General features: G+C 34.2%; 27 protein-coding genes and 2 riboswitches. Of the genes, 20 read left to right on the top strand and 7 right to left on the bottom strand.

Features of this window, described 5'->3' with window-relative positions; translation table 11 throughout:
* A partial coding sequence (gene metE, locus Q1J40_RS03225) for a 5-methyltetrahydropteroyltriglutamate--homocysteine S-methyltransferase (RefSeq protein WP_301098598.1) occupies nt 1-1,982 on the bottom strand: 1,982 nt, incomplete at its 3' end.
* 324 nt (nt 1,983-2,306) lie between these two features.
* Here metE and Q1J40_RS03220 point away from each other — a divergent pair.
* Both Q1J40_RS03220 and Q1J40_RS03215 read left to right on the top strand, forming a co-directional pair.
* Nucleotides 2,307-3,062 carry a class I SAM-dependent methyltransferase gene (locus Q1J40_RS03220; RefSeq protein ID WP_301098597.1) on the top strand — a complete coding sequence of 252 codons (756 nt, stop codon included), beginning with the start codon at nt 2,307-2,309 and terminating at the stop codon, nt 3,060-3,062.
* A gap of 24 nt (nt 3,063-3,086) precedes the next feature.
* Nucleotides 3,087-3,302: a phage tail protein gene (locus Q1J40_RS03215; protein ID WP_301098596.1), complete on the top strand. Its 216-nt coding sequence runs from the start codon at nt 3,087-3,089 to the stop codon at nt 3,300-3,302.
* A gap of 52 nt (nt 3,303-3,354) precedes the next feature.
* Here the strand turns inward: Q1J40_RS03215 and Q1J40_RS03210 are convergent, their stop codons facing one another.
* From Q1J40_RS03210 to Q1J40_RS03200, 3 genes are all read right to left on the bottom strand, one after another.
* Nucleotides 3,355-3,621 carry a HigA family addiction module antitoxin gene (locus tag Q1J40_RS03210; RefSeq protein WP_301098595.1) on the bottom strand — a complete coding sequence of 89 codons (267 nt, stop codon included), beginning with the start codon at nt 3,619-3,621 and terminating at the stop codon, nt 3,355-3,357.
* A gap of 9 nt (nt 3,622-3,630) precedes the next feature.
* Nucleotides 3,631-3,909 carry a type II toxin-antitoxin system RelE/ParE family toxin gene (locus Q1J40_RS03205; RefSeq protein WP_301098594.1) on the bottom strand — a complete coding sequence of 93 codons (279 nt, stop codon included), beginning with the start codon at nt 3,907-3,909 and terminating at the stop codon, nt 3,631-3,633.
* 420 nt (nt 3,910-4,329) lie between these two features.
* Entirely contained in the window at nt 4,330-5,700 is a 1,371-nt protein-coding gene (locus Q1J40_RS03200; RefSeq protein WP_301098593.1) for an alanine/glycine:cation symporter family protein, read from the bottom strand.
* 117 nt (nt 5,701-5,817) lie between these two features.
* Nucleotides 5,818-5,966, bottom strand: a riboswitch (glycine riboswitch).
* 250 nt (nt 5,967-6,216) lie between these two features.
* Between Q1J40_RS03200 and hemC the strand changes: the two genes are divergently transcribed.
* From hemC to gorA, 18 genes are all read left to right on the top strand, one after another.
* Nucleotides 6,217-7,143, top strand: coding sequence for a hydroxymethylbilane synthase (hemC, locus tag Q1J40_RS03195; protein WP_301098591.1), 927 nt, complete (start codon nt 6,217-6,219; stop codon nt 7,141-7,143).
* A 3-nt stretch (nt 7,144-7,146) separates the two neighbouring features.
* The gene (locus Q1J40_RS03190) at nt 7,147-7,899 is read left to right on the top strand and encodes a uroporphyrinogen-III synthase (RefSeq protein ID WP_301098590.1); all 753 of its coding nucleotides are present in this window, start codon (nt 7,147-7,149) and stop codon (nt 7,897-7,899) included.
* Nucleotides 7,900-7,929: 30 nt separating this feature from the next.
* The gene (locus tag Q1J40_RS03185) at nt 7,930-9,321 is read left to right on the top strand and encodes a uroporphyrinogen-III C-methyltransferase (protein ID WP_301098589.1); all 1,392 of its coding nucleotides are present in this window, start codon (nt 7,930-7,932) and stop codon (nt 9,319-9,321) included.
* Between the two features lie 3 nt (nt 9,322-9,324).
* Complete coding sequence (locus tag Q1J40_RS03180; RefSeq protein ID WP_301098588.1) at nt 9,325-10,566, top strand: heme biosynthesis protein HemY; 1,242 nt, start codon at nt 9,325-9,327, stop codon at nt 10,564-10,566.
* A gap of 283 nt (nt 10,567-10,849) precedes the next feature.
* Entirely contained in the window at nt 10,850-12,241 is a 1,392-nt protein-coding gene (gene tdeA / locus Q1J40_RS03175; RefSeq protein ID WP_301098587.1) for a toxin/drug exporter TdeA, read from the top strand.
* 113 nt (nt 12,242-12,354) lie between these two features.
* A complete protein-coding gene (gene thiI, locus Q1J40_RS03170; protein WP_301098586.1) occupies nt 12,355-13,803 on the top strand; it encodes a tRNA uracil 4-sulfurtransferase ThiI in 1,449 nt (482 codons plus the stop codon).
* Between the two features lie 290 nt (nt 13,804-14,093).
* Nucleotides 14,094-14,312: a YgjV family protein gene (locus Q1J40_RS03165; RefSeq protein WP_301098585.1), complete on the top strand. Its 219-nt coding sequence runs from the start codon at nt 14,094-14,096 to the stop codon at nt 14,310-14,312.
* Nucleotides 14,313-14,411: 99 nt separating this feature from the next.
* On the top strand, nt 14,412-15,107 hold the full coding sequence (gene pnuC / locus Q1J40_RS03160; RefSeq protein ID WP_301098584.1) for a nicotinamide riboside transporter PnuC: 696 nt from the start codon (nt 14,412-14,414) through the stop codon (nt 15,105-15,107).
* 83 nt (nt 15,108-15,190) lie between these two features.
* Nucleotides 15,191-15,901, top strand: a complete 711-nt coding sequence (gene hda, locus Q1J40_RS03155; protein ID WP_301098583.1) for a DnaA regulatory inactivator Hda — start codon at nt 15,191-15,193, stop codon at nt 15,899-15,901.
* The gene (gene ccmA / locus Q1J40_RS03150; RefSeq protein ID WP_301098582.1) at nt 15,902-16,543 is read left to right on the top strand and encodes a cytochrome c biogenesis heme-transporting ATPase CcmA; all 642 of its coding nucleotides are present in this window, start codon (nt 15,902-15,904) and stop codon (nt 16,541-16,543) included.
* Complete coding sequence (gene ccmB / locus Q1J40_RS03145) at nt 16,540-17,202, top strand: heme exporter protein CcmB (RefSeq protein WP_301098581.1); 663 nt, start codon at nt 16,540-16,542, stop codon at nt 17,200-17,202. The genes ccmA and ccmB overlap by 4 nt, the downstream gene beginning before the upstream one ends.
* A gap of 48 nt (nt 17,203-17,250) precedes the next feature.
* A complete protein-coding gene (locus tag Q1J40_RS03140; RefSeq protein ID WP_301098580.1) occupies nt 17,251-17,994 on the top strand; it encodes a heme ABC transporter permease in 744 nt (247 codons plus the stop codon).
* Nucleotides 17,995-18,006: 12 nt separating this feature from the next.
* Nucleotides 18,007-18,198 (top strand): heme exporter protein CcmD, encoded by a 192-nt coding sequence (gene ccmD / locus Q1J40_RS03135; RefSeq protein WP_301098579.1) that lies wholly within the window; start codon nt 18,007-18,009, stop codon nt 18,196-18,198.
* A 139-nt stretch (nt 18,199-18,337) separates the two neighbouring features.
* A complete protein-coding gene (locus Q1J40_RS03130; RefSeq protein ID WP_301098578.1) occupies nt 18,338-19,720 on the top strand; it encodes a DASS family sodium-coupled anion symporter in 1,383 nt (460 codons plus the stop codon).
* Between the two features lie 190 nt (nt 19,721-19,910).
* Entirely contained in the window at nt 19,911-21,083 is a 1,173-nt protein-coding gene (locus tag Q1J40_RS03125) for a phosphoglycerate kinase (RefSeq protein ID WP_301098577.1), read from the top strand.
* A 103-nt stretch (nt 21,084-21,186) separates the two neighbouring features.
* Complete coding sequence (gene fbaA, locus Q1J40_RS03120) at nt 21,187-22,266, top strand: class II fructose-bisphosphate aldolase (protein WP_301098576.1); 1,080 nt, start codon at nt 21,187-21,189, stop codon at nt 22,264-22,266.
* A gap of 117 nt (nt 22,267-22,383) precedes the next feature.
* Complete coding sequence (locus tag Q1J40_RS03115) at nt 22,384-23,181, top strand: peptide ABC transporter ATP-binding protein (protein WP_301098575.1); 798 nt, start codon at nt 22,384-22,386, stop codon at nt 23,179-23,181.
* A gap of 108 nt (nt 23,182-23,289) precedes the next feature.
* Nucleotides 23,290-24,648, top strand: a complete 1,359-nt coding sequence (gorA, locus tag Q1J40_RS03110; RefSeq protein WP_301098599.1) for a glutathione-disulfide reductase — start codon at nt 23,290-23,292, stop codon at nt 24,646-24,648.
* A gap of 42 nt (nt 24,649-24,690) precedes the next feature.
* On the opposite strand, the gene Q1J40_RS03105 is transcribed toward gorA, so the two are convergent.
* From Q1J40_RS03105 to queC, 3 genes are read right to left on the bottom strand one after another with little or no spacing between them, the layout of a single operon-like run.
* The gene (locus tag Q1J40_RS03105; RefSeq protein ID WP_301098574.1) at nt 24,691-25,350 is read right to left on the bottom strand and encodes a 7-carboxy-7-deazaguanine synthase QueE; all 660 of its coding nucleotides are present in this window, start codon (nt 25,348-25,350) and stop codon (nt 24,691-24,693) included.
* Nucleotides 25,350-25,772, bottom strand: a complete 423-nt coding sequence (gene queD / locus Q1J40_RS03100; protein ID WP_301098573.1) for a 6-carboxytetrahydropterin synthase QueD — start codon at nt 25,770-25,772, stop codon at nt 25,350-25,352. Before queD ends, Q1J40_RS03105 begins: the two co-directional genes overlap by 1 nt.
* Nucleotides 25,765-26,424: a 7-cyano-7-deazaguanine synthase QueC gene (gene queC / locus Q1J40_RS03095; RefSeq protein WP_301098572.1), complete on the bottom strand. Its 660-nt coding sequence runs from the start codon at nt 26,422-26,424 to the stop codon at nt 25,765-25,767. Before queC ends, queD begins: the two co-directional genes overlap by 8 nt.
* Before the next feature lie 3 nt (nt 26,425-26,427).
* Nucleotides 26,428-26,472, bottom strand: a riboswitch (PreQ1 riboswitch).
* Nucleotides 26,473-26,774 lie beyond the last annotated feature (302 nt).

The following is a 26,774-nucleotide window of genomic DNA, read 5'->3' as shown; positions in this document are numbered from 1 at the left end:
GCATCTAATGCTGCAATTGCTGGAAGAATATCGTTAAATTCAGAATAACACATGTGAGTATGAATTTGCGTATCATCCTGTACGCCCATGTAGCTTAATCTAAATGCCTCGCCAGCCCATTGTAGATAGTTATCCCAATCTTTACGTTTAAGCGGTAGTCCTTCACGAATTGCTGGTTCATCAATTTGGATGACTTTGATACCTGCTTTTTCTAAATCTAACACCTCATCTGATAATGCTACACCGATTTGTTTACATACGGTTGAGCGAGGGATATCGTTACGCACAAAAGACCATTGTAGAATCGTAACTGGTCCAGTTAACATTCCTTTCATTACTTTCTTTGTTAAGCTTTGTGCATATTGAGACCAGCGAACAGTCATTGGTTCAGGGCGAGCGACATCCCCGTAAATTACTGGTGGTTTCACACAACGAGATCCGTAACTTTGCACCCAACCAAATTTAGTGAAGGCAAAGCCAGATAATAATTCGCCAAAATATTCAACCATGTCGTTACGTTCAGCTTCCCCGTGCACTAATACATCTAAATCTAATTCTTCTTGTTTACGTACCACATATTCAATTTCTTTTTTCATTGCCGTTTCATAATCTTCGAGGCTTAATGTGCCTTTTTTGAAACTTGCACGAGCATGGCGTATTTCCGCTGTTTGAGGGAATGATCCAATCGTAGTTGTTGGTAATAGCGGTAGTTTTAACCATTCATTTTGCAATTTGATTCGGTGTTTAAATGGCGATTTACGCTTATCTGCATTTTCTGGTAAATTCGCTAACCTTTCAGCCACTTCGGCACGATGAATATCTTTACTTTCTATTCTTGATTTAGCGTAGGCATCGCTTTCTGAAAACTCTTTTTCAACGGCTTGACGACCTTGATCAAGAGCTGTTTTCAATAAATTCAGCTCATGAATTTTTTGTAAGCTAAATGATAACCAGTGATATAAATCAGGTTTTCGTTCTAATAATTCGGTTTCGACACTTAAATCATAAGGCGTATGCAATAGTGAAGAGCTGGTTGCAATCCATAAACGCTCACCGAATGTTGCTTTTAATGGCTCCAATTGATCAAGAATAGCACTTAAATTTGCACGCCAGATATTACGTCCATCAATGATTCCTAATGAAAGCACTTTATCGTAATCTTTAAACGTATCTAATTGTTCTGGCGCTCTAATTAAATCTAAATGCAATCCATCGACCGGTAACGATTTTAATAATGTTGCGTGTTCTGCTACAGAGCCAAAATAAGTCGTTAATAATAATTTAGCATTGACTTTTGCTAATTCGGCATAAACAGCTTGATAAGCATCTAACCATTCTTGTGGTAAATCTAACGCTAATGCAGGTTCATCAATCTGGATCCATTCCACGCCTTCACTGGCGAAAGCATTTAAGATATCAATATACACAGGTAAAAGTTGCTCAAGTAGCTCAAAACGATTAAACGCAGTACTACCTTTTTCTTTACCTAACCATAAGAATGTAAGAGGGCCAACAATTACTGGTTTTGGATTAAATCCTAACGCTTTTGCTTCTCTAATTTGGGTAAGATAATGCGTAGGGTTCGCTTTAAATTTTGTTGTTTTAGAAAATTCAGGAACAAGGTAGTGATAATTAGTATCGAACCATTTTGTCATTTCAATTGCAAATTGATCCTTGTTACCACGAGCCAATTCAAAATATTGCTCTAAGGTTAAATTTTGATTATCAAATCCAAAGCGTTCAGGAATTACTCCTGTTGCAACTTGTAGATCTAAAATATGATCATAGAAAGTGAAATCACCTACTGCGACATAGTCTGCATTTTCTTGTGCTTGATGTTGCCAGTTTTTTGCTCTTAATTTTTGTGCAATATCAAGTAAATCAGACTCAGATAATTCTTTACGCCAATAACGTTCTTGTGCAAATTTAAGCTCACGTTTAGCGCCAACTCTTGGGAATCCTAAAGTATGAAGTGTTGTCATAAAGCATTTCCTTATAATAATAAAACAGTAAATGAAATAATTATAGGTTTCTAGACGTCTATATGTCTTTACGTATATTCTCAAAAATATTAAATTATTCAAGATAATTTTTTTTATTATTGTCATTAGAAATTTTAATTTATTAATATTATTTCAATAGGAAAGGAATTTTTTAATACAAGAACAGTGTAATAAATAAGTAGATAAGAAATATTTTTTGATTTAGGTAAAAGATAGGTATAGTTTTTGCTAAGTATACAGATTTTACGAAGTATAATACCTGATAAATTTAGTCAAGTATTAATCTATTTTAGAGGGTAGAATATGAAAAAAGATGAAGTTGGACATAATTTTCTTGCTAGATTAGGTAAAACACGCTTACGTCCCGGTGGTAAAAAAGCAACAGATTGGCTTATTCAGCAAGGGCAATTTTCTGCGGATAAGAACGTTTTAGAAGTCGCATGTAATATGGGAACCACAGCCATTGGTTTAGCCAAGCAGTTTGGTTGCCATATTGAAGGGGTTGATTTAGATGAAAATGCGTTAGCAAAAGCACGTAAAAATATAAGTCAAAATGGATTAGACGATAAAATTCATGTGCAAAGAGCAAATGCGATGAAACTGCCTTTTGAGGATAATACTTTTGATATAGTTATCAATGAAGCAATGCTAACAATGCTCCCTGTACAAGCAAAAAGCAAAGCTATTCAAGAATACTATCGAGTTTTGAAACCCAATGGTGTTCTACTTACTCATGATGTGATGCTAACTGAAAATGCAGATGAAAATATTATTCAAGAATTAAGAGAGGCAATTAATACCACCGTTATTCCTCTAACAAAAACAGACTGGCAAGCGTTATTTAAGCACGAAGGTTTTTCTAATGTAGAAAGTTTTTCTGGCGAAATGACATTGTTATCCCCAACGGGCATGATCAGAGATGAAGGGGTAGCGGGAACGATAAAAATCATTAAGAATGCGTTGAATTCAGAGAATTTCCCAATCTTTAAAAAGATGTTTAAGATTTTTAATGATCCAGAGAAAAAATTAAATTTTATTGCGGTGTGTAGCAAAAAATAAATTAAGCGGAAAATAAAATATCTAGTGGTGAGTTTGAGCTTCTACACTAATGAGCAAGTTGCTCCAAAAGGCATCAACCATAATTTGCGAAGTTCTTTCCTTTCATTTAGTTGTAAAGAAAGCAAAATCCGCCAAATTGATGATTTTTTAAATCAACATGGCGGATATAAAGCATTCCTTTGGACACCTTACCAATCTAAACAAGTGAAATTCCGCTGTTATGAATGGAATTTAACCTAAAATACAGGCTATTGGACGTTATCCACAGAGTTTAAAGAAGTTGTGCTATAACTTAAGCAAATAATGGCTTTAAATGGATATGTGAGTTTTGTTCAGCTTTCCATAAATCATAATCAGCTTGCATGCCAAGCCATAATTTAGGGTTGGTATTTAATGCTTGCCCTAGGCGAATAGCCATTTCAGCCGATATAGAGGCTTTGCCATTGAGTACTCTAGATAATGTTACTCGAGAAACACCTAATTTTTCAGCAACATCAGTAACGGATAAGCCTTCGATATATTCTTTTAGCACTTCGCCAGGGTGTGATGGATTAAACATAATATTCTCCTAATGATAATCTTGATAATCGACAATTTCAGCATGTCCATTATTAAATTTAAAAGTTAATCGCCAGTTACCACTTACTGTAATTGACCAATGTTCAGCTAAATTGCCTTGAAGTTTATGAAGATGCCAATTAGGTGCATTCATATCAAGTGGTGTTACGGCATTATTTAATGCAGAAAGTTGTAAGCGTAGTTTCTTCGCATGAGATTGCTGTATTCCAGCAGTTGAGCCTGTATTAAAAAAGAGTTCTAACCCTTTATGTTTAAATGAAAGAATCATTATATCCGCCTTTCGTGTATAGCATAACTATACAATAAATTTATAAATATGTAAAGTGTAACGATACAATCAAGGTAATAATATAACAGATATTTCAGTACTTGCCGTTACGTTTACTTCTGAAGGTGGAAATAAACTTCTAAACGAAATGGAATGCTTACACAATAGCGGAACAAAGACCGAATAACAAATTAACTCATTAGCGAGATCTATGTCAGCATTAAGACATTTGTTTGCTCTTGGTATGAGTAGAATAGAGTTAAATACCTATTTACAAATGGCAGACTAAATACAGTCGCTTAATGCTCAATTAAAGTTTATAACAAGCTCACAACGAGAATTTAATATGTAGAAGTTCAACCTTAAAATTTGCAATATTTTAGGCTGAACTCACCGCTTGTATTTTCATATATTACTGAATTAACCTTCAATCAATCCTTTTTTAAGTCTCTCAAAATAACTTCTTGTTTCTGCAATAACGACGTGGCGTAAACCAACTAAAGCAATTAGATTAGGGAATGCCATTAAACCATTGACGATATCTGCAATTGTCCAAATTGTATTGAGGTGAATAAAAGGTGCAACTGCAATTAAACAGATGAATATAACACGATAGAATTTAATGCCTTTTGTTCTTCCTCCTGATAAATAAACAAAGCAACGTTCTCCGTAATAACACCAACCTAAAATAGTTGTGAAAGCAAAGAATACTAAGCCAATAGTGACAATTACTGCACCGACCGAACTTGCTAATCCTTGTGAAAAAGCTAGGTTAGTGAGGGCAGCTCCTTCTTCAGCACCTTGCCATGTGCCAGTTAATACGATAACGAGCCCCGTCATCGTACAGACAATAATTGTATCAAGGAATGTTCCTGTCATGGAAATTAAACCTTGGCGAACAGGTTCTTTTGTCTGTGCTGCAGCAGCGGCGATTGGTGCGCTTCCAAGTCCAGCTTCATTTGAGAATATCCCTCTCGCTACTCCAGACTGAATAGCCTGCATTACGGTAAATCCTAAAGCACCGCCGATAGCCGATTCGGGATTAAAGGCAGCCTCCACAATAAATAGTAAGGTGCTTGGTAATTTATCAAAATTTAATCCTAAAATAAGTAATGATGCACAAACGTAGGCGATTGCCATAAATGGTACTATTACACTCGCAATTTTAGAAATACGCTTAACTCCACCTAAGACAATAGAGGCAACTATGACTGTAAGAATAACTGCTGTGATTGAGATTGGAATATTAAAAGTGTCATTTAATGCGGTTGTAATTCCATTAACTTGAGGAAAGGTACCAATCCCAAATAAGGCAACCATTACACCGAATATAGCGAATAGTTTTGCTAACCATTTCCATTTTTTACCCATACCGAGTTCAATGTAATACATTGGGCCACCTGCAATAAATCCATCTTTATCTTTTGTTCTAAATTTAAGAGCAAGCATGGATTCTGCATATTTTGTGGACATACCAAATAATGCAATTAACCACATCCAAAATAATGAACCGGGGCCTCCAGCTTGAATTGCTGTCGCTACCCCAATAATATTTCCTGTACCGATAGTAGCTGCGATTGCTGTTGAAAGAGCTGCAAATGCAGAAATATCGCCAGATTGATTTTTGCTTTTCTCTGGCTTAAACATATAAATAAAAGCTTTCGGTAAATGAATAAATTGAAGTAATTTTAATTGAATTGTGAAATAAACTCCCACTGCAGAGAGTAAGATAATAAGTGGTGCACCCCAGATAATATTATCTATTGAATTAAGAATTGAGCTGATTGACATTGATTTTGTTCCTCGTAAAAACTGCTTACAAGGAAAGAAAAGTAGAATGGAATAATAAGCGGTAAGTTCTTGCAAGTTTTTTGCAAACCTACATATATTTTTATTTTTTGAATTTTACTTTTCTCCCCTGTCCTTTTGCCTGAGCGTTTCATTGTTTTATAATTGAGCAGAACAACTTGCGCCTTCGGCGTCCATTTTCTATTACTAATCCCAACTAATTTTTTATTAGGCGTTAGCATAGATTGGATCTCTCCAAGGGTTCGTCCAATAGCTGTCCTCGCTGTTGCACCTGAAAGATTTTTCCTCGTCGGTGTAGAGTTATTTCTCCACTCTCCAGCTATCTTCATCCGAACTGTTCTCTTTTATGAAAAAGAGGTGTGAATTTTAGCAATTATATAAAACTCGTCAAGAGTAGTCATGCACTGTATACGAAGTTAGGTTTGATATATTTTGGATGATTGATAAAAATAATGATAGGATAAAAGGGATTTTTACTTCAATATTGATAATAACCCAATGAAAGAAACCTTACGCATTGCAACACGTCAAAGTCCATTAGCTTTATGGCAAGCAAATTTTGTAAAAAATGCTTTAGAAAAATATTTTCCAGAACTTTCTGTTGAGTTAGTTACTATGGTCACCAAAGGGGATATTATCCTCGATACACCATTAGCTAAAATTGGTGGAAAGGGTTTGTTCGTCAAAGAATTAGAATTAGCCTTGTTAGAGAATAAGGCTGATTTAGCAGTACATTCAATGAAGGATGTCCCAATGAATTTTCCCGAAGGATTGGGGTTAGCTGTAATTTGTCAGCGAGAAGATCCTCGAGATGCATTTGTATCTAATACTTATAAATCATTAGATGAGTTACCTCAGGGAGCGGTAGTTGGAACCTCAAGCTTACGTCGTCAATGTCAGATCATGGCAAAATATCCCCGTTTAACGGTTAAATCATTAAGAGGAAATGTTGGTACTCGATTAAGTAAATTAGACAATGGAGAATACGATGCCATTATTCTCGCTTCCGCAGGCTTGATTCGTTTAGAATTAGAACATCGCATAACGAGTTTTCTTTCTACTGAGCAATCTTTACCTGCTGTAGGGCAAGGAGCCGTTGGGATTGAAACAAGAGAAAATGACGAGCGAGTGTTAAAATATCTTCGAGTCCTTCATCATTCAGAAACAGCTTATCGAGTCACTGCAGAGAGAGCAATGAATGCTCGTTTACAAGGTGGCTGTCAAGTGCCAATAGGTGGATTTGCTGAATTAAAAGATGATAAAATTCATATGAAGGCATTGGTTGGCGCATTAGATGGTTCCTCTATTATTCATGCTGAAGGTCTAGCATCATTAGATAAGGCAGAACAATTAGGGATTAGTGTAGCTGAAAAATTATTAGCTCAAGGTGCAGATAAGATTTTACAGGAAGTTTATCAAGATTAATTTATGAGTGTATTAGTTACGCGTCCAGATAATAGAGGAAAACAACTAGTTGAGTTATTGGAAAAAGAGAATATTTTTGCTATTCATCAGCCTCTATTTATGGTTGAAATTGGAAAGGATTTGGATCGGCTTCCTTCTGTATTGACTAGATTGAATACTGATGACTATGTCTTTGCAGTATCAAAAAATGCAATTGATTTTGCAACTCAAGCTTTATCTGCTACAGGTTTTTCTTGGCGAAGTGATTTACATTATTTTGCAGTAGGGAAAATGTCAGCAGCTTATTTTACTGGTAAAATTGAAAAGCCTGTTCATTACCCGATAATTTCAGAAACGAGTGAAGGACTACTAGATTTACCTGAAATGCAGTTCTTATTGGGTAAGAAAATAGTAATATTACGTGCAGATAAGGGTAGAGATCATTTTGCAAATGAAGTACTTAAGCGAGGAGCAGAAGTTGAATTACTCGAATGTTATCAGCGTATAGGATTAAATGATGATCTTACACAAAAGTTAAGTTTATCAAAAAGAGCTGGAGTTGATACAATTGTGGTAACAAGCGTAGAAATTTTAAAAAAGTTAGTTGAATTTACACAAAAGATAGATCATGATTGGTTGTTTAGTTGTAAATTAGTTGTTGTTAGCCCTAGAATTGCAAAAAAAGCAGAAAATTTAGGATGGATGGCTAAAAATATAGCTATTTCATATAAAGCAGATAATCAAAGTTTATTGAACACACTTTTAAATAAAGAATAAGTCTTAACTTACATAAAATAGGTGGGAACTATGTCGAAACAGACTAAAAAACAGAAATTGATTGATTCAGAACAAACTCAAGATGTGGAATCAATGACTTCAGAAATAACTGATATAAATTCTACTGATGATGTCACAGATTCAGTAGATAAAGACACTAAAACATCTGCGAGAAACGATGAGAGAATTAATTTAGATGAACCTCAACCTATGGAGCCTGAAAAGAAGCAAAAATCAGGAGGTGGTAAGGCAATTGCAATATTAGCTCTATTAGTTGCATTGGGTGTGGGTGGTGCAGGTTATTACTGTGTAAGTCAAAAATATTCTGAAGTCCAACAACAGATACAAGCTTTACAGCAAAGTATGGGACAAATTAAGGAATCTGTTTCAACAAATACAAATGGTAGTTCTTCGGCTGATACTGTTCTACAGTCTTTAGAAAGTGAACAAGCTAAAATCACACAGTTATCAAATAATTATAAAAATGTACTAGATAAAATTACTCAATTAGAGAAACTGCAAGATGCTTATGGCCAACAAATTAATGGATTACAAGCAGAATTGAAAAAATTTGGTAACTTACCAGAAAATAGTAAGTTGTTAGTGCAGTTATCTGATGCTGATTTTTTGTTGAATAATGCATTACGCAAAATGATTCTAGATAATGATATTGAAACAACAAAAAATTTACTTGTTGAAGCAGATAATGTGTTAAGTCAATCAACTGATCCAAAAGTATTTGTAATAAGAGAAGCTATTAAATCAGATTTAAACCAGCTTTCAAATATTAATAGTGTAGATCAAAATGACATCATGCAACATTTAGGACAATTAGCAAATATGTTAGATGATATGCCAATATTAGATACAACAGATCCTGATTCAGTTGATAATGGAGATGTGAGTAATTCTATTGAAGATTGGCAGAAAAATATTGAGAAAAGTGCTAATTCATTCTTAAATCGTTTTATTCGTGTAAGTGATAAAAACAAAGCAACAGACAAAGTCTTTATTGCACCAAATCAAGAGATTTATTTACGTGAGAATATTCGTTTACGTCTACAAATCGCTCTCTTAGCTGTACCTCGTCAGCAAAATGATCTATATAAACGTTCTCTTGGTATGGTAAGTACTTGGGTAAGAAGTTATTTTGATGTAAATAATACAACGGTTAAGAATTTTTTAAATAAACTTGAATCATTAATGGAGCAATCAATTTATATTGATGCGCCTACTAGTTTAAAGAGCTTAATATCGCTTGATAAATTACTTGATAAAGATTCGATTTCTGTGGAAAAGATTAATATTGAAGTTGATAAAGGATTAAAAGATGATGATTCAGAATCTCAAGTAGAAAAAAATGATTCATTATCAACGACTGAACAACCAGTGAATGAAGCACCCGCACAAGAGGAGAAATAAATTATGCTTAGAATTCTCTTTTTAATGCTATTAGTTTTAGCTGGTTTGATTCTTGGACCTTATATTTCAGGCAATCAAGGTTATGTTCGCATTGAAACAGCAACAAAAGTTTTCGAAATGAGTATTGTTATGCTTGTCGTCTTTTTTGTAGTGTTAATGGCGATAGTCTACTTACTGGAGTGGGTTGTAACAAGATTTCTCCTTTTGAGCCGAAAATCTTACCAATGGATGGGAAATCGTAAACGTAAAAAAGCACAGAAACAAACCCTTCAAGGCTTAATGAAAATGACCGAAGGGGATTATTCAAAAGCCGAAAAATTAATTGGGAGGAATGCAAAACATTCAGATGAGCCTATCTTGAATTTTATCAAAGCAGCTGAAGCTGCACAGGAAAAAGGTGATGATTTTTCTGCAAATAAATATTTGATTGAAGCATCAAAATTAGCTGGTCCGAATAATGTTGCTGTGGAATTAGCTCGTACTCGTTTATTACTTAAACAAGGTAAATTACCAGCGGCACGTAGTACTATTGATAGCTTACTTGTTTTAGCACCGAGTAATATTGATGCAATGAGATTAGCTATTGATATTTATTTAGAATCTAAAGCTTATAAGGCTTTAGATGAGTTGCTAGATAATATTGGACAACGTAGTTTCTTATCTTCAGAAGAATATGAAGCCTTAGAGAAACAAGTAGATGATGGTTTGTTAGATGAAATTATGAATGAAGATGGCCAAGAAGGTTTACTCTCTTGGTGGGAGAATCAACCAAACCGTCGCCGTCGCTCAATTTATGTTAGAACTGCATTAATTAAACGTTTATTGGATACAGGTGATCATCAATCAGCGGCAGATGTTGCAGTAGAAACAATTAAGAAATTCGAGGATGAACAGCTACAAGGAGTATTTGATCAATTAACTCGAATTCAAGTTGAAGAAAGCTGTAAGTTAGTGAAATTACTCATAAAACGTCATAAAAAAGCACAAGAACAGTATAGTGATGATTACGCTAGAGCATTAGGTTATATCTATGCGAGAGAAGGGGTATTTGATAAAGCTAGAGAATATTTAAAACAAGCTTTAGTACATAAAGAATGTACAGTGAATGATCGTATTATGGCACTGTATGTTGCTGAACAACTTAATGACATAGAGTTAGTTACAAGTATTAAATCTGATAATTTAAAAGAAATGTGCATCGAGCCTAAACCAGCTATTCAGGCTCTCCCTCTTAAAGAAGAGTAAATTGGAAAAATAAACTAAATAGGGTAGTGATTTACTACCCTATTTTTTTATAATCTAATTTGCTCAGTTAAAAAATTTTTAAATAAACTCATCTCATCATAATCTCTTAATGATATATTCAGATCAGGTTGTATATTATTGATTAGCTTATTTACAATAAGATGAATAACATAGTTCTAATGCTATATTTTATAAAAAAAATGAACGATTGTTCATTTTATTCTAGTCGAAGTTGTGATTTTTCTTTAGAATAGATTCAAAGTATTAAAAGGAGCAAAATACGATGAAATTAACCAAATTTACCTTATCTTTGGTTGCTATATTGACAATAAGTGCTTGTACAACAGGCCGTCAGCAAGCATCATTTGAAGAAGCAAGCAAAGAGCATCAAAGTTATCAAGAAATTACAAAACAATATCAAATCAATGAAGAATGGTGGAAGGGATATAATGATCCTGAACTTGACCGTTTAGTTAATCGAGCATTAGCAAATAACGTTGATTTAGCCAAAGCAGCCATAGCTGTTAATATGGCGTTATATAACGCAAATTTAGTTGGGGCAGATTTAATACCTACATTCACAGGAAATGGACAATCTTCAGCATCTAAAGGAATTGGTAAAAGTGATAAAAGTTCTGTTTCTACTGGAACATCAAGGATTGAACATCAACTAGGTTTTAACTTAAGTTATACCCTTGATCTTTGGGGGCGTTTAAGAGATGCAACAAGTGCGGCGGAATGGGAAAAAGAGGCGACTGAGCAAGACTTACAAGCAGCGCGTTTATCATTAATAAATGCAGTGGTAAGTACTTATTATAATCTTGCGTATTATCGTGATGCGATTGTTATCACAGAGAAGAGTATTAAAGCCTATGAACAAATTAATCGAATTTTAACTAACCAATTTAAAGCGGGTTTAATTGACGAATTGAGTGTGGCTCAATCACAACAATCTATTTTATCTGCAAGAAATACAATGATTAATTTGAAGTCAGCTCAAAAAGTAGCAGATCAAACCTTGCGTAATTTGCTAAATTTAGCGCCTAACCAACCGCTTGCTATTCATTATCCAAATTTATCAAATGTTAAATTGCAAGGGGTTGATGTGAATGTGCCCGTTTCTGCGATTGCAAACCGCCCGGATTTAAATGCTCGTTTATATCGCTTAAAAAAAGCATTTAAAAATTTAAGCGCAATGGAAAAAAGTTGGTATCCAACTTTGACTCTTGGTGCGAGTTTATCTTCTCGTGGTGCAAAAGTGGGTGATATTGATGATAACCCTGCAGCTGGAGGTTTAGTATCTTTTACGCTTCCTTTCTTAGATTGGAATAGAGTGAAAAACAATGTGAACTTATCAGAAGAACAGTATAAATTAGCTAAGCTAGATTATACCCAAACAATTACATCTGCATTAAATGAAATTGATGGCTACTATTATGCATATACTCAAGCAAAAGATAGCTATAAAAATATGCAAAAAAAATATAATTATGATAAAAAGATCAGTAATTACTATCAGCAACGGTATCAGCAAGGTATAGCAGAATTAAGAGTATGGTTAAATGCATTAAACACAGAACGTGCCTCTGAATTAACATTATTGCAAGATAAATATAATTTAATTAAAAATGAAAATGCGGTATATCAGGCAATGGCAGGGAAATATCAGCGATAATTCATTTTAAACTTACGTTCAAGCGGTAAGATATCAGGCTATTTTTGCAAAAATATGCTAGGATCTTACCGCTTTCTTATTGATTTAATATTCACTTAACTAAAAAATTATTTATGAAATTTATTATTAAACTTTTTCCTGAAATCATGATTAAAAGTGATTCAGTGCGTAAACGCTTTATTAAGATCTTAACTTCTAATATTCGCAATGTACTTACTAAAGAAATTCTTGATGTTGCGGTTGTTCGCCACTGGGATTTTATTGAGGTAAGAGTAAAGTCAGAAGAAGATATGCCTAGTACATTAGATTTATTACAACGTACACCCGGTATTCATCATATTCTTCAAGTGGACGAAACTCCTTTTACTTCATTGCACGATATTTTTGAACAAACTTATTTAGCCGTTAAAGATCAGCTAGAAAATAAAACTTTCTCGGTAAGAGCTCGTCGCAAAGGGAAACATGATTTTAGCTCATTGGATGTAGAACGTTATGTGGGCGGTGGTTTAAATCAGAGAATTGAATCAGCTAAAGTAAAATTAAAGAATCCAGACGTTACAGTTCGCATTGATATTGATCAGGATAAAATGTTGCTAATTAAGGCTCGTCATGAAGGGATTGGGGGCTATCCTATTGGTACTCAAGAAGACGTTTTATCACTTATTTCTGGTGGTTTCGATTCAGGCGTATCAAGTTATATGCTGATCCGTCGAGGTTCTCGAGTGCATTATTGTTTCTTCAACCTTGGCGGTGCAGCCCATGAGATTGGTGTAAAACAGATGGCATATCATATTTGGAGTCGTTACAGCACTTCCCATAAAGTCCGTTTTATTGCGATTAATTTTGAAAATGTTGTGGGCGAGATCCTAGAGAAAGTCGATAACGGACAAATGGGCGTTATTCTAAAACGAATGATGGTAAGGGCAGCAAGTAAAATTGCTCAACGATTTGATATCCAAGGCATCGTGACTGGTGAAGCATTGGGGCAAGTTTCTAGCCAAACATTAACTAATTTACGAATGATTGATAAAGCCTCTGATACGCTTGTATTACGCCCGCTGATTACGCATGATAAAGAGAAAATTATTGCAATGGCGAAGATGATTGGTACCGATGATATCGCCAAATCAATGCCCGAGTTTTGTGGTGTTATTTCCAAAAATCCGACTGTAAAAGCTGTTGAAAGTAAGATTTTAGAGGAAGAAAGTCACTTTGATTTCGATATCTTAGAGCAAGCGGTCGCAAATGCCAATTTCTTAGATATTAGAGATATTGCGCAAGAAACAGAAAGGGAAGTGGTCTCGGTTGAAACGACTTCTGAACTTGCCGAAAATGATATTATTATTGATATTCGTAGCCCAGAAGAAGTAGAAGAAAGTCCATTTACACTTGATGGTATAGAAGTTAAAGTCTTACCTTTCTACAAATTATCAAGTCACTTCCAATTTTTAGATCAAGATAAAAACTATTTACTTTATTGCCAACGTGGTGTGATGAGTAAATTACAAGCTCTGTATTTAAAAGAGAGTGGTTTTGCGAATGTGAAAGTATTTAGAATGTAATTATTCTATAGAGTATCACATAAAAAGTGAGAGTTTGTCGTTTAGAATATGGGTAGTAAAATCCAATCTAAACACAAACGAACTCTCATATTTTACTCTAACAATTATTTAATAAAATTATAAAAAATTTAACCCTAAAAAGTTATACATCTCGTTGTTTTTTAAAAGTAAACAAGTTTTGTAAATTTTTATGGCGCAAAGGTTTGCGTAAAAAACTCTTGCCGACAAAAGATTAGATAACCGCTAGAATTAAAAACCCATAAACAATTATTAGTATTAAGTAGGTTATCGTGAATTATGTTGAAATATTAGGCTATGTTGCTATGCTCCTTGTTGCATTCTCTTTTCTTTTAAAAGACGTGATCAAATTGCGTATGTTAAATGCAGTTGGATGTTTTTGCTTTGTTATATATGGATTATTGATTAGTTCAATTCCTGTTGCTGGACTCAATACTTTTGTTGTGATTGTAAATATTTACTATATCTATAAGGGGCTTAAATCAAAATAATATTTCGGATAAGCTAATAATTATATTTTGTAATATATACTTGACATTTTATTACTTAATAGCTAGATTTAGCCCAAATTTTATACGCTAGAGGTATTTATGGATTATAGAAATATTATACATCAACTTAAACAAGAATTTTTTAGCGGATGGAAAGCATTTGAAGTAGTTTGGCTGTTTTTGTTTGTTGTAATTCAAATTGTATTTTATATTCGAGAACCGGATTCAATTGTAGGTATGATTGCTGGGATTTCTGGGATTATTTGTAATGTTTTTATTACTAAAGGGAAAATCAGTAATTATTTCTTTGGTCTCATTTTTGCCTATAGTTATTTTTATGTTACTCTTGGTGCTAATTTCCTTGGGGAGATGAATACCACACTATATGTTTATATTCCAGCACAATTTATCGGTTATTTTTTGTGGAAACAAAATATGCAAAAAACCGATGGGGATTCTGAAGCTGTCATTGTTAAAGCTTTAACCGTAAAAGGTTGGACTGGTTTATTAGCTTTTGTGATAGTTGGTACATTCTTATTTGTTCAAGCATTAAATGCCGCTGGCGGTAGCTCAACTGGTCTTGATGGACTTACCACAATTATAGTAGTCGCAGCACAAGCTTTAATGTTACTCCGTTATCGTGAGCAATGGCTTTTATGGATAGTACTAAATATTTTATCCATTCTTCTTTGGGCAGAAAATCCAGCAATGTATGTAATGTATTCAGCTTATCTATTGAATTCGTTATATGGATATTATAATTGGACAAAATTACAGAAAAGTGTTGAAGCATAAAAAATAAATAAGAGGTTGAGGGTTCTCAACCTTTAATTTTTCAGCTATTCTTTCATTATATTTTTTTATTTCCAATCACAATTTTGCAATTACCATTACCTATTCATCAAATTGATGACGAAACGCTTGATAATTTTTATGCAGAAAATAATTTGCTGCTATTAGATTCTCTTCGTCATAATTTTGACATGATACACCAACCATTTTTTTATATTTGGGGAGTAAAGAGTAGTGGTAAGAGTCATCTATTAAAAGCTATTACAAATCATTATGTAGAAAATCATCGTACGTCTATTTATATTCCTTTAGAAAAATCACACTATTTTTCTCCAAGTGTGTTAGATAATGCCGATCAGTTAGATGTTGTGTGCTTAGATGATATTCAAACTATTGAGGGTAATGAAGAATGGGAAGTGGCTATTTTCGATTTATTTAATCAAATTCGTGAGCAACAAGGTTTATTTAATAATGAGAAAAAGACATTACTATTGATTAGTGCCGATCGCTCACCTAATTTATTAAAAATTAAATTACCTGATTTACGATCTCGTCTAACTTGGGGTGAAGTGTATCGCCTTGATGAGCTGAATGATGAACAGAAACGTATTATTCTACAAAGAAATGCTTACAATAAAGGTTTGGAGTTATCGGATGAGGTCGCTAATTTTTTATTAAAACGAATTAATAGAGATTTAAAAGTGCTTATTGATCAGCTAACACTCTTAGACAAAGCATCACTACAAGCACAAAGGAAATTAACAATTCCTTTTGTAAAAGAAATTTTAAAATTATAAATGAATCAGAAAAATCAATTAGTTATAAATAATATTGCTTGTGAAAGAGGCGATAATCGTCTATTTGAACATTGTAATGCTCAGATTTCCGAAGGTGAATTATGGCAAATTGAAGGCCATAATGGGATAGGAAAAACCAGTCTACTTCGTATTATTGCGGGATTATCTCCTGCTGCTGAAGGGCAAGTACTTTGGAATAATACGCCCATTTTTAAACAACGTTCAGAATACAATGCTGATTTATTCTATCTTGGACATCAGGTAGGCGTAAAACCTGAATTGACAGCTTGGGAAAATTTGCGTTTTTATCAAAAAATTCAAGGCTTAGAGCAAAGTGATGATCTGTTATGGAATGCTTTAGATAAGGTGTCTCTTATTGGGCGAGAAGAATTGCCTTGTTCTTCTCTTTCAGCAGGACAACAACGTAGAGTCGCTTTAGCAAAATTGTGGTTAACTCATGCTCGGTTATGGATTTTAGATGAACCATTTACAGCTATTGATAAAAAAGGTGTGCAAGAATTAATAATTCAGATTGAAAAGCACTGTGATAATCAAGGTATCGTTATTTTTACCAGCCATCAATCAATGACGAGCGATCGTGTGAATAAATTGTCGCTTGATCAATTTAAGGTATTGGGATGAGCTTATTTACTATTATTCAACGTGAGCTAATCATAGCTTTTCGTAAACCTGCAGAAATATTAAATCCGCTGTGGTTTTTTCTTGTTGTCATTACAATGTTTCCGTTGTTGATGGGGCCTAATCCAGCATTACTTGGAAAAATAGCCTCTGGTATAGCTTGGGTGGCTGCCGTACTATCTGCATTACTTTCGTTTGAACGTTTATTTCGTGATGATTACTTAGATGGCTCTTTAGAACAATTAATATTACTGCCTACGGGATTACCACAAGTTGCTTTAGCAAAAGTCATCGCTCACTGGTTATTAACCGGTTTGCCTTTGATTTTACTCTCACCGATTACAGCGGTACTGCTTTCATTAGATACTGACGTGTGGTGGGCTTTGGTACTTACCTTACTATTAGGTACGCCGATTTTAAGTTGTTTCGGTGCTATTGGCGTAGCACTCACAGTTGGACTACGCAAAGGTGGCACATTACTTAGTCTATTGATATTACCGTTATTTCTTCCTGTGTTAATTTTTGCAGCATCTGTATTAGATGCTGTTACATTAGGCTTACCTTATTCAGGTCAGTTAGCGATATTAGGTGCGATACTCATTTTATCATTAACATTATCGCCTTTTGCGATCGCTGGTGCATTACGTATTAGTTTGCAATAACAAGCGGTCAGATTCTTATTATTTTTTACATATTATCTAGGAGAATTTATGTGGAAATGGTTACATCCCTATGCTAAATCTGAAACACAATATCGTTTGCTAGGGAAAATTCAACCTATTATTGGACTGATGAGTTTATTAATACTGCTTACAGCATTTATTATAGGGTTAGCTTTTGCACCTAAAGATTATCAGCAAGGGGATAGTTATCGTATTATTTTTATTCATGTCCCTGCTGCAATTTGGTCTATGGGTGTTTATGGAACAATGGCAGTTGCAGCATTAATTGCATTGGTGTGGCAAATTCGTCAAGCGAGTTTAGCAATGATATCTATGGCACCGATTGGTGCAGTGTTATCCTTTATTTCACTTGTTACTGGTGCAATTTGGGGAAAACCAATGTGGGGAACTTGGTGGGTGTGGGATGCACGTTTAACCTCAGCTCTTGTTCTCTTTTTTCTTTATTTAGGCGTTATTGCACTTTATACGGCATTCCAAGATCGAAAAACTGGTGCGAAAGCAGCTGGAATTTTGTCAATCGTCGGAGTAATTAATTTACCTATAATTCATTTTTCTGTTGAATGGTGGAATACCTTGCATCAAGGTTCAACGATTACAAAAATGGATAAACCATCAATGGCAATTGAAATGCTAATTCCATTACTTTTAGCGATTTTCGGTACAATGATTTTTATGATTTGGTTGAGTATTTTACGTTATCGCAGTGCCTTATTGGCGGATGAAGAAAAACGTCCTTGGGTACGAGAACTTGCTAGTAATTTGCGTAAATAAGGAGATAATGATATGACATTTCAATTCGAATCAATCAGCGATTTCTTTGCTATGGGAGGCTACGGGTTTTATGTGTGGCTGGCCTATGGGATTTCATTTTTCACTATTGCTATTCTGATATGGTATAGCAAATCTGAACCCAAAAAACTTTTAAAAAATGTTAAAAAATCTTTACAACGAGAAGAAAGATTGCATAAAAAATAATAAGTGGTAATCATTGCCACCATGTTTACGCAATTATTGTTAAAAAATTGTGAGCTCATTCACATAACAAAGCTTTGTTCATATCAATAAACTATAGATTTGATATAGTACATTCGTTTTTACTGAGTTGGAGAGATAAATGAATAATCAAACAACCGAGAATAACTCTTTGATAAACGGAGTTATTATTATCGCTGATATTATTTTATTTTTTGCTTTATTGGTATTGTTACCTTTTGAGCCAATGGAAAATAAAGGGTTGGCATTATTAGCATTTATCGCAGTGTTATGGTTAACCGAAGCTTTACATGTAACAATAACTGCGTTATTAGTACCAATTATTTCTATTGGATTAGGGCTTGTTACTTCACGAGAAGCTCTTGTAAGCTTTGCTGATCCAACTATTTTCCTATTCTTTGGAGGGTTTGCATTAGCGACAGCATTACATATTCAAGAATTAGATCGCATGATTGCGAATAAAATCATGGCGATGGCCAGAGGAAAATTATTTCTTGCTGTTATCTATTTATTCAGTGTGACTGCTTTTCTTTCTATGTGGATTAGTAATACAGCTACTGCTGCAATGATGTTACCTTTAGCAATGGGGGTGCTTAGTAAATTAGATAAAGAGGCTCATCATAATACTTACGTATTTATCTTATTAGGGATTGCATACAGCGCTAGTATCGGTGGTATGGGAACATTAGTAGGAAGTCCTCCGAATGCGATTGTTTCTTCTAATTTACATTTAACTTTTGCAGATTGGTTAGGTTATGGCTTACCTGTTATGATCATTTTGATGCCATTAATGTTAGGTACACTCTATATCGTATTTAAGCCTAAACTCAATCAACAGTTTGATTTTGATTTTGATAAGATTGAATTAAATCGCAGTAGAATTATTACCTTAGTTATTTTCGTTATTATTGCATTGTGCTGGATATTTAGCAGTAAATTAAACCCCATTCTTTCAAGTATATTAGGTGTGAAGAGTATCGCAAGTTTTGATAGTGTTGTTGCACTAGGTGCAGCGGTCTTACTTTGTGCCTTACGAGTTGTAAGTTGGGATCAAATCCAAAAAAATACTGAGTGGGGGGTGTTACTACTTTTTGGCGGTGGGTTAACGTTAAGTTCTGTACTTGGTAAAACGGGTGCAAGCAAAGTAATGGCGGATGGAATTGTTTTCATGATTGAAGGTGGTCATTTTTATATTATTGGTTTAATCGTTGCCGCATTTATTATATTCTTGACTGAATTTACTTCAAATACTGCAAGTGCTGCATTACTTGTTCCTATTTTTATTTCGATTGCTGAAGCATTAAATATGCCAGAGGTTGGATTAGCACTTATTATTGGATTAGGAGCATCTTGTGCCTTTATGTTACCAGTGGCAACACCTCCAAATGCAATTGTATTTGGTACAGGAGAAGTGAAACAGCGTGAAATGGTTAAAGTGGGAATTTGGTTAAATCTACTTTGTGTCTTTGTTATTGCGACTTATGGATATATTTTCTGGTTGTAATTAATATTTCTAACTCAACATAGTTTATTTTTAATGGTCTGTTATACATTGTAACAGACCGTTTTATTTATTTTTCCTTATGAAAAAATTAAAAAAAACTCAAATATTTTGATCTAAATTCACTAAAAATAATGGGAAACTGGTATAATTATTGCGTTTTTAATTTTTAAAATCAAAAGAGGAACTAACTATGTCCGTAAAAAAAATGGCTGATCTTGATCTTACAGGTAAACGCCTTTTTATCCGTGCAGACCTTAATGTACCAGTTAAAGATGGTAAAGTTACATCAGATGCTCGTATTCGTGCAACAATTCCAACTTTAAAATTAGCATTACAAAAAGGGGCAAAAGTGATGGTTACTTCTCACTTAGGTCGTCCAACAGAAGGAGTGTTTGAAGAGTCTAATTCTTTACAACCTGTCGTGGATTACTTAAATGAGGCATTAGATGTCCCAGTACGTTTAGTTCGTGATTATCTAGATGGCGTTGAAGTTAATGAAAATGAAATCGTTGTACTTGAAAACGTTCGTATCAATAAAGGTGAAAAGAAAAATGATCCTGAATTAGGTAAAAAATATGCGGCACTTTGTGATATATTTGTTATGGATGCATTTGGCACTGCTCACCGTGCGCAAGCTTCAACTTACGGCATAGCTGAATATGCGCCAGTAGCATGTGCAGGCCCGCTATTAGCGGCTGAATTGGATGCGTTAGGTAAAGCATTAAAAGAACCACAACGCCCAATGTTAGCAATTGTAGGTGGATCAAAAGTATCAACTAAATTAACCGTATTAGATTCTCTTTCAAAAATTGCAGACCAAATCATTGTTGGTGGTGGTATTGCAAATACATTTATCGCGGCGGAAGGTAAAAATGTAGGTAAATCACTTTACGAAGAAGATTTAATTCCTGAAGCACAACGTTTAGCAAAAGCAACAACTATTCCTGTTCCAGTGGATGTGCGTGTTGGCCTAGAATTTAGTGAAGATGCGGTAGCAACAGAAAAAGCAGTAACAGATATTAAAGAAAATGAATCTATCTTTGATATTGGTGATAAATCAGCTGAAGAATTAGCAAAAATTATCCGAAATGCTAAAACTATTCTTTGGAATGGTCCTGTTGGCGTATTTGAATTTCCTAATTTCCGTAAGGGCACAGAAGTCGTAGCAAATGCGATTGCAGAAGCAACAGCAAATGGCGCATTCTCAATTGCAGGTGGTGGTGATACCTTAGCGGCTATTGATCTATTTGGCATCAAAGATAAAATTTCTTACATTTCAACAGGTGGTGGTGCATTTTTAGAATTTGTTGAAGGCAAAGTATTACCAGCCGTTGAAATTTTGGAGAAACGAGCTAATGATTAATTAATAATAAGCGGTTAGATTTTGTAAAATTTTTTATTATCTTACCGCTTATAATTTATATAAAGTAGGTATTTACCTACTTAACAAAAAAGGAAACTTAAAAATGGCTAAATTATTAGATATCGTAAAACCAGGTGTATTAACAGGCGATGATGTTCAGAAAGTATTTGCTTATGCAAAAGAACATAACTTTGCTATCCCTGCGGTAAACTGTGTAGGATCTGATTCAGTAAATACCGTATTAGAAACTGCAGCTCGTGTCAAAGCACCCGTTATTATACAGTTCTCTAATGGTGGTGCTCAATTCTATGCAGGTAAAGGAATTAAGCCAACAAGTGGTATTCGTCCTGATGTCTTAGGGGCAGTAGCAGGTGCAAAACATGTTCATACATTAGCAGAAGAATATGGTGTACCAGTTATTCTTCATACTGATCATGCAGCAAAAAAATTATTACCATGGATTGATGGAATGCTTGATGAAGGTGAAAAATATTTTGCTGAAACAGGTAAACCTTTATTCTCATCTCATATGATTGACCTTTCTGAAGAACCAATGGCCGAGAATATGGAAATCAGTAAACAATATCTTGCTCGTATGAGTAAGATGGGAATGACATTAGAAATTGAAATTGGTATTACTGGTGGAGAGGAAGATGGTGTAGATAATTCAGATGCTGATGAATCTAAACTATATACTCAACCGCAAGATGTGCTATTCGTTTACGATCAATTAAACCCTGTAAGTTCTCGTTTTACTGTTGCAGCCGCATTTGGTAACGTACATGGTGTGTATAAACCAGGTAATGTAAAATTAAAACCATCTATTTTAGGTGCATCACAAGACTTCGTTGCTAAAGAACGTAACTTACCAGCTAAACCATTAAACTTCGTATTCCATGGAGGCTCTGGTTCTAGTCGTGAAGAAATCCGCGAAGCTATCAGCTATGGTGCAATTAAAATGAATATCGATACTGATACTCAATGGGCTGCTTGGAAGGGTATTCTTCAGTTTTATAAAGAAAATGAAGCATATTTACAAAGCCAATTAGGTAACCCTACTGGTTCCGATGCTCCAAACAAAAAATATTACGATCCACGCGTTTGGTTACGTAAAATGGAAGAGTCAATGTCTAAACGTTTAGAACAATCTTTTGATGATTTAAACTGCATAAATGTATTATAAATTTTTCTAAATATTTATTAAAAGGTCGCTTAATTAGCGACCTTTTATTATTAGTAATTTTGCATATTAAAAGATACAATCGTATTATTACTTTCTTTGATTAATATATTAACCATTATGTCATTACTTGAAGTTGAAAATCTTAGTAAACGTTTTACTGATCGTGTTAGCCTTTTTAGAAAAGAAGATTTTTATGCTGTTAGAAATATTTCGTTTTCTCTTGAAAATCAGGAAACTTTAGCAATTATTGGAGCAAGCGGAGCTGGAAAATCTACATTAGCTAAAATGTTAGTTGGAATTACTAAACCAACTTCAGGTCGAATTAAATTTGAAGGAAAAGAGCTCCGTTATGGTGATTATGCTTTCCGATCAAAGAAAATTAGAATGATTTTTCAAGATCCTAATGATGCATTTGATCCTAACTATAATATGGGGCAAATTCTTGATTCACCACTAAAGTTAGCAACTAATCTATCCGAACAAGTGAGAAATGATCGAATTTTTAGAGTATTAAAATTGGTGGGAATGTATCCAGAATATGCATTAATTCATATTAGCGAGGCATCAAGTAGTCAAAAACAGCGATTAGCACTTGCTCGGGCATTAATTTTGAATCCTGATATTATTATTTTTGATGATAGTTTGAATGTGCTTGATTTTTCGGTAAGAAGTCAATTAACTAATTTGATGCTTAATTTACAAGAGCGGTTAGGGATATCTTATATCTATGTCGGACAAAACTTAGGTTTAATTAAACATATCGCTGATAAATTACTAGTGATAGATAATAGCGAAGTGGTTGAATATGGTGCAACAAAAGAAATATTGATAAACCCACAGCATCCAATTACTAAAAGATTGATTGAAAGCCATTTTGGTAATGTACTTACGAAAAACTCATGGGCTGTTGAGTAATAAATTCATTCATTAATTTACCTGATTTTTACAAGGATTAAACCTACTCATAGTAGTAAAAAATGGTAGAATTTATCCATTCATAAATAAGTAAGTAAGGAAAAAATGATGACAAAACGACATTATGATTATATTGCTATCGGTGGTGGTAGTGGCGGTATTGCTTCAATTAACCGTGCAGCAAGCTATGGTAAGAAATGTGCAATTATTGAAGCTAAATATTTAGGAGGTACTTGTGTAAATGTCGGATGTGTACCTAAAAAAATTATGTGGCACGGAGCACAAATTGCTGAAGCAATTAAATTTTATGCGCCAGATTATGGATTTGATGTCACTCTAAATAAATTTGATTTTGGTAAATTAGTTGAAAGTCGCGAGGCTTATATTAGTCGTATTCATACTTCATATAGTGATGTACTAGCGAAGAATAATGTTGATGTTATTAATGGATTTGCCAAATTTGTTGATAAAAATACGGTAGAAGTTAATGGTGAAAAGATTACCGCTGATCATATTTTAATTGCTACAGGCGGTCGACCTAGTAAACCTAAGATTAAAGGTGCAGAATATGGGATTAATTCAGATGGTGTATTTGCCTTAAAAACTTTACCTAAGCGGGTTGCTATTGTTGGTGCAGGATACATCGCAGTTGAATTAGCTGGAGTAATGAATAGTTTAGGTGTGGATACGCATTTATTCTTGCGCAAACACGCTCCAATTCGAACATTTGATCCAATGATAAGTGAGACACTGTTAGAGTTGATGCAACAAGAAGGCATTACTGTACATACAGGAGCAATACCAGAAGAGTTAGTAAAAAATACAGATGAATCATTGACTTTAAAATTAGTTGATGGGCGTAGCCAAAATACAGATTGTGTGATTTGGGCAATCGGTAGAGAACCTGCAACCGATAAAATTAATTTAGAAGTAACGGGTGTTGAAACTAATGAACGTGGATTTATCAAAGTAGATAAATTCCAAAATACCAATGTGCCAGGTATTTATGCTGTAGGTGATATTATTGAAGGTGGTATTGAATTAACCCCAATTGCAGTAGCGGCCGGACGTCGTTTATCTGAGCGTCTATTCAATAATAAGCCAAATGAGCATTTAGATTATAATCTAGTACCGACTGTGGTATTTAGTCATCCTCCTATAGGAACAATTGGATTAACAGAACCTAAGGCGAAAGAACAGTATGGAGAAGATAATATCAAAGTTTATACTTCTTCATTTACCCCGATGTATAGTGCCGTTACGCAACATCGTCAACCATGTAAAATGAAACTAATTTGTGCGGGTTCAGAGCAAAAAATTGTTGGCTTACATGGTATTGGTTTTGGTGTTGATGAAATGATTCAAGGGTTTGCAGTTGCGATTAAAATGGGAGCAACTAAAGCTGATTTTGATAATACTGTTGCTATTCATCCAACAGGATCTGAAGAATTCGTCACGATGCGTTAATTATTTTTATTACATTAAACGCCGTGTAAACGGCGTTTTTTATTATTCAATATTAGCAATTTTATGCGTTTGAATACTCAAATTCCAATGGGGTTTATTTTCTCGTTGGTTTAACAGACCTAATTGAGTAATGGTTTCGAGCATATTGACTTCACCATCCTTCTCACAGGGAGAAAGATAGTAGCGTTTTGCTTGAATGGAGTTTTCAATTTGTTCACAAAAATCGATAATATCCTCCTGATCCACTACAATTCTGACTTCATCAGCATAAGGAATATGGTGTTTACGATAGTTTTTTTGATACAAGCGTTTAGGGCTTGTTGCAATGTAATCAATCTGAAGTGGGACAGGCTTTAACCCGTTAGTTTCTATAGCAAGGAAGTACCCTTCATTTTTTAGCATATCTAATAAAATATCTAAATGAGGTTGAATCGTAGGTTCTCCTCCAGTGATAATAATATTTTTTGCCGAGAATTGCTTAACGATAGTAAGAATTTCGGATGCAGTTTTTTCTTCATATTGATGATAATTTGTATCACACCACGGGCAAGCTAAGTTACATTTCCCAAAACGGATAAATATACTTGGCATTCCAGTGTTATATCCTTCCCCTTGTAGCGTTTCAAAAATTTCTACAATACGATAAGAAATAATAGCATCACTTTGAATTACATTATTTTGAGATAAAGTGACCGCTTGCATCAGCTTGAATACTCACAATAAGAGGTAGGCGTTTCCCATAAACGAATAAGGCTAACAGGTAAACCAGCTGTTTTAAGTGTGTCGAACATATATTTCGCCATATTTTCAGCCGTTGTTCGATAAGGGATTGCAAAGGTTTTAGAATTAAGATCATTCAATAAAGTTGCAACCTGAGATTCTCTTTCATTTGTTGAATCATAAATGAAGGCGTGATCCATATGATTAAGAATATGTTCATTTACACTTGCCTTGAGATCGGCATAGTCCATTACCATTCCTGATTTTGGACCTTCTACATATAGATCACCACTAATTTCAACTTGTAGTTTATAGGTATGTCCGTGAAGATTCTTACACTTTCCATCGTGTCCATCCAGCATATGTGCCATATCGAAACTAAATTCCTTGGCAATCTTAAACATTATCTCGCTCCTGCAAATATTCATTAAGTCCTTTTTCTCGTAAGACACAACTAGGGCAGGTGTGACATCCACCTTCTACACCTAAGTAGCAAGTATGAGTATGGTTTTTAATATATTCAAAAGCACCTAATTCATCTGCAAGTTTCCAAGTTTCTTTTTTGGTAAGATACATTAGTGGTGTGCGAATATTAAAATTGTAATCCATTGCTAAATTTAAGGTCACATTCATCGATTTAATGAATACATCTCGACAATCGGGGTATCCACTAAAATCGGTTTCACAAACTCCTGTAAAAATAGTGTGAATATTTTGGCTTTTGGCATAAATTGCAGCATACAGTAAAAATAGTGCATTACGACCATCAACAAAAGTATTAGGTTTATCACCTTCTTGTTTTATTGTTGCTGAGCTATCCATTAATGCATTAGTTGTAATTGATTTAATTACAGAGGTATCAATTAGTGTTTGCTTAACACCAAGATCTTGAGCAATCCAAGCTGCTTTTTCTAATTCAATTGCGTGACGTTGCCCATATTGAAATGTGATAACTTCAACATTTTCTACCCCAAACTCTTGAATGGCGAGAAATAGGCAAGTAGTAGAATCTTGACCGCCTGAAAAAATTACAGCGGCTTTTTTTATTTCATTCATTTGTATTCCTTAGTTTTTTTATGTGGGAGGTTTTCGAACCACGAAAAGTAAGCGGTTAGATCAGCAAAATTAAATGCTAAACTAACCGCTTGTATACCATTATACATATTTTATAGGTTTTGGCATATTGTTCTATAATATAGATGATTTTGAACAAGATTGGCGCAAATTTATTCAAGTTGATTAAAATTTAATTATTTAATATAAAAATTAAAAAAAATGACAAAAAGTACTTGTCATGATGTAATTTTTCTCTATAATACGCACCACACAACGACGCGCTGTTGTGAATAAGTTAGAAATACAGTGCGTCGTTATTTTTTGCTCTTTAACAAACTATCAGACAATCT

The sequence above is a fragment of the Otariodibacter sp. genome, from assembly GCF_029256985.1.
Taxonomy (GTDB): Bacteria; Pseudomonadota; Gammaproteobacteria; order Enterobacterales; family Pasteurellaceae; genus Otariodibacter.
Note: the sequence above shows the minus strand (reverse complement) of the source record. Positions and strands in the feature narration are given on the sequence as shown.

Bases quoted from the DNA above. Each gene is read 5' to 3' on its own strand.
- Q1J40_RS03220 (WP_301098597.1), top strand. From the start codon at position 2,307: ATGAAAAAAGATGAAGTTGGACATAATTTTCTTGCTAGATTAGGTAAA.
- Q1J40_RS03210 (WP_301098595.1), bottom strand. From the start codon at position 3,621: ATGTTTAATCCATCACACCCTGGCGAAGTGCTAAAAGAATATATCGAA.
- Q1J40_RS03205 (WP_301098594.1), bottom strand. From the start codon at position 3,909: ATGATTCTTTCATTTAAACATAAAGGGTTAGAACTCTTTTTTAATACA.
- Q1J40_RS03200 (WP_301098593.1), bottom strand. From the start codon at position 5,700: ATGTCAATCAGCTCAATTCTTAATTCAATAGATAATATTATCTGGGGT.
- hemC (WP_301098591.1), top strand. From the start codon at position 6,217: ATGAAAGAAACCTTACGCATTGCAACACGTCAAAGTCCATTAGCTTTA.
- Q1J40_RS03190 (WP_301098590.1), top strand. From the start codon at position 7,147: ATGAGTGTATTAGTTACGCGTCCAGATAATAGAGGAAAACAACTAGTT.
- Q1J40_RS03185 (WP_301098589.1), top strand. From the start codon at position 7,930: ATGTCGAAACAGACTAAAAAACAGAAATTGATTGATTCAGAACAAACT.
- Q1J40_RS03180 (WP_301098588.1), top strand. From the start codon at position 9,325: ATGCTTAGAATTCTCTTTTTAATGCTATTAGTTTTAGCTGGTTTGATT.
- tdeA (WP_301098587.1), top strand. From the start codon at position 10,850: ATGAAATTAACCAAATTTACCTTATCTTTGGTTGCTATATTGACAATA.
- thiI (WP_301098586.1), top strand. From the start codon at position 12,355: ATGAAATTTATTATTAAACTTTTTCCTGAAATCATGATTAAAAGTGAT.
- pnuC (WP_301098584.1), top strand. From the start codon at position 14,412: ATGGATTATAGAAATATTATACATCAACTTAAACAAGAATTTTTTAGC.
- ccmA (WP_301098582.1), top strand. From the start codon at position 15,902: ATGAATCAGAAAAATCAATTAGTTATAAATAATATTGCTTGTGAAAGA.
- ccmB (WP_301098581.1), top strand. From the start codon at position 16,540: ATGAGCTTATTTACTATTATTCAACGTGAGCTAATCATAGCTTTTCGT.
- Q1J40_RS03140 (WP_301098580.1), top strand. From the start codon at position 17,251: ATGTGGAAATGGTTACATCCCTATGCTAAATCTGAAACACAATATCGT.
- ccmD (WP_301098579.1), top strand. From the start codon at position 18,007: ATGACATTTCAATTCGAATCAATCAGCGATTTCTTTGCTATGGGAGGC.
- Q1J40_RS03130 (WP_301098578.1), top strand. From the start codon at position 18,338: ATGAATAATCAAACAACCGAGAATAACTCTTTGATAAACGGAGTTATT.
- Q1J40_RS03125 (WP_301098577.1), top strand. From the start codon at position 19,911: ATGTCCGTAAAAAAAATGGCTGATCTTGATCTTACAGGTAAACGCCTT.
- fbaA (WP_301098576.1), top strand. From the start codon at position 21,187: ATGGCTAAATTATTAGATATCGTAAAACCAGGTGTATTAACAGGCGAT.
- Q1J40_RS03115 (WP_301098575.1), top strand. From the start codon at position 22,384: ATGTCATTACTTGAAGTTGAAAATCTTAGTAAACGTTTTACTGATCGT.
- gorA (WP_301098599.1), top strand. From the start codon at position 23,290: ATGACAAAACGACATTATGATTATATTGCTATCGGTGGTGGTAGTGGC.
- Q1J40_RS03105 (WP_301098574.1), bottom strand. From the start codon at position 25,350: ATGCAAGCGGTCACTTTATCTCAAAATAATGTAATTCAAAGTGATGCT.
- queD (WP_301098573.1), bottom strand. From the start codon at position 25,772: ATGTTTAAGATTGCCAAGGAATTTAGTTTCGATATGGCACATATGCTG.
- queC (WP_301098572.1), bottom strand. From the start codon at position 26,424: ATGAATGAAATAAAAAAAGCCGCTGTAATTTTTTCAGGCGGTCAAGAT.